This window comes from Pantoea sp. BL1 (assembly GCF_000963985.1).
Taxonomy (GTDB): domain Bacteria; phylum Pseudomonadota; class Gammaproteobacteria; order Enterobacterales; family Enterobacteriaceae; genus Pantoea; species Pantoea rwandensis_B.
Map to the genome: position 1 here is coordinate 1 of NZ_JZRH01000107.1, position 1,656 is coordinate 1,656.

Below are 1,656 nucleotides of genomic sequence, written 5' to 3' on the forward strand. Positions count from 1 at the left end.
CTGTTTGAACGCTGAGTTACCCCGGTGCAAGAGGATAATGCCCGCAGCATGCATTTAGGACTACCCGGAATGGCTGTCCTGCCACCCTGCCCGGAGGGCATGAACCGGAAGATGCGGGTATGAAGAATACAGATTTAATGCGCCTCGCTGATGTAGTGCTGGGCGAGGCCGTAGTCGTACTACTAAGTAACGAAGACGTCATCAGCGCAGAAAGTGTTGCACGACAACTCCGTGCCATGGAAAGCGGCGAAACCACTGCTGTAAGGCGTGAAGCAATAGCCATGGCGCTGGGCGAGGTGCAGACGGAATTTATTCAGTCCCGTGAAAGCCGCGACGCCGCCGTGCTGGCATTTGGCGCCCTGAACGGCACGGGCGGCAGCAGTAAGAATTAATAGTAGCGGATTAATTGAAGGACGACTTTCCGTATTAACCGTAAAGAGGCAGGACGCCCGCAGGATGCGGCCCCCCAGGGGGGGTGGCCGTTTTATTTCAGGCATTGAGCCTGGCCACTTCTGCCCGCAGGGCCTGACGGATAAAATCATGCAGCTAAACGAACAACACACCTCTACAGAAGCAAGCATCATTCAGCACTTCCGCAGCGGCGGCGACGCACTGGCCGCAGAGACTGCCGTGCTGGATGCTGTCATCCGCGACATCGTCATTCACGGTAAAAAGGTGACCAGCAAAGCAATCATTCTTTACCTTATCGCCGAGCTTGAGAGCACTTCAGACGTAGTTGAGCTCGACACACTGCGCAGCGCGCTGGAGATCGTAGTGGGCAAAACGCCAGACGACGAAGGCTTCTGAGGCTACTTATGCTTCTTGACGTGCGCGGCGGCCATCGCAGCCGGGGAGTCAAATCCCCCCTGCGAAGCCCATACAGAGCAGCTGACGGCGGCAACAAGGCTTATAGCAATCCAGACTTTCACAGACATCTCCCGAGTTAAAAGTTTCACACTTCTTAGTGTGTGCACGCCACCATTAGTGCGCCAGGGTGTATGTCAGAACAGGAGGAATCTGAAGGTCAGTGCATCTGCTTAGCCAACAGCCTGATGGCTTTGTCGCAGCTTTCGCATATTACGCCTGCACCAGCCACTTCGCCCATGCTGTGCAGTGCGCTGGTGATTTCGTGAAGGGTGAGATACTGGTCCGGCTTAAGAAGGCGCGCCACGACCGTTCCGATAACGGCGTAGATATCTTCGGCGGTGGTGTCATCATTCATATGACCTCCGTCCGTAGGGTGGATAAGTGTACAGTATAGCAGAAATACACCGTGCCAGATACCGCAGCTCTTAGGAAGTCAGTGCAGCTTATGCTCTGTTGGCCCGGCAGCCCTTCCCACTCCGTACTTTTCACCGTCGCGAAGACGCATTTCCCGCCGTACTTCTTCGATAGCACGCAAACCCGCGCGAATCCGATCTTCATCCGTTTCATGTTCAATGGCCGACCGCAGGCGATCCGTGAGTGCCGCCCAGCTTATGGCCACTTCTTCATCCAGCAGGGCCGTGACGGCCTCGCCAAGCATAATGTCGGCCATTTTATCTTCAAAATCATTTTTCATGGGGTTATCCGGCAGCAGGTTTGGGCGCAGAGCTTATCACAGCGCAGCTGGCCCGAACATTCACAAGGGGGCGAGCCCTGCAAAACTTTTACGCC

Annotated in this window: 4 protein-coding genes; 2 read left to right on the forward strand and 2 right to left on the reverse strand. The window is 55.4% G+C overall.

What is annotated here, in order from left to right; genetic code table 11:
• Positions 1–119: 119 nt before the first annotated feature.
• Together VH86_RS24570 and VH86_RS24575 are read left to right on the forward strand one after the other, a co-directional pair.
• A complete protein-coding gene (locus tag VH86_RS24570; protein ID WP_045816994.1) occupies positions 120–392 on the forward strand; it encodes a hypothetical protein in 273 nt (90 codons plus the stop codon).
• Between the two features lie 148 nt (positions 393–540).
• Positions 541–807, forward strand: a complete 267-nt coding sequence (locus VH86_RS24575) for a biofilm development regulator YmgB/AriR family protein (protein WP_045816993.1) — start codon at positions 541–543, stop codon at positions 805–807.
• Positions 808–1,024: 217 nt separating this feature from the next.
• Here the strand turns inward: VH86_RS24575 and VH86_RS24580 are convergent, their stop codons facing one another.
• Positions 1,025–1,222: a hypothetical protein gene (locus tag VH86_RS24580; RefSeq protein WP_045834441.1), complete on the reverse strand. Its 198-nt coding sequence runs from the start codon at positions 1,220–1,222 to the stop codon at positions 1,025–1,027.
• A 78-nt stretch (positions 1,223–1,300) separates the two neighbouring features.
• Positions 1,301–1,561, reverse strand: a complete 261-nt coding sequence (locus tag VH86_RS24585; RefSeq protein WP_045834442.1) for a hypothetical protein — start codon at positions 1,559–1,561, stop codon at positions 1,301–1,303.
• Positions 1,562–1,656 lie beyond the last annotated feature (95 nt).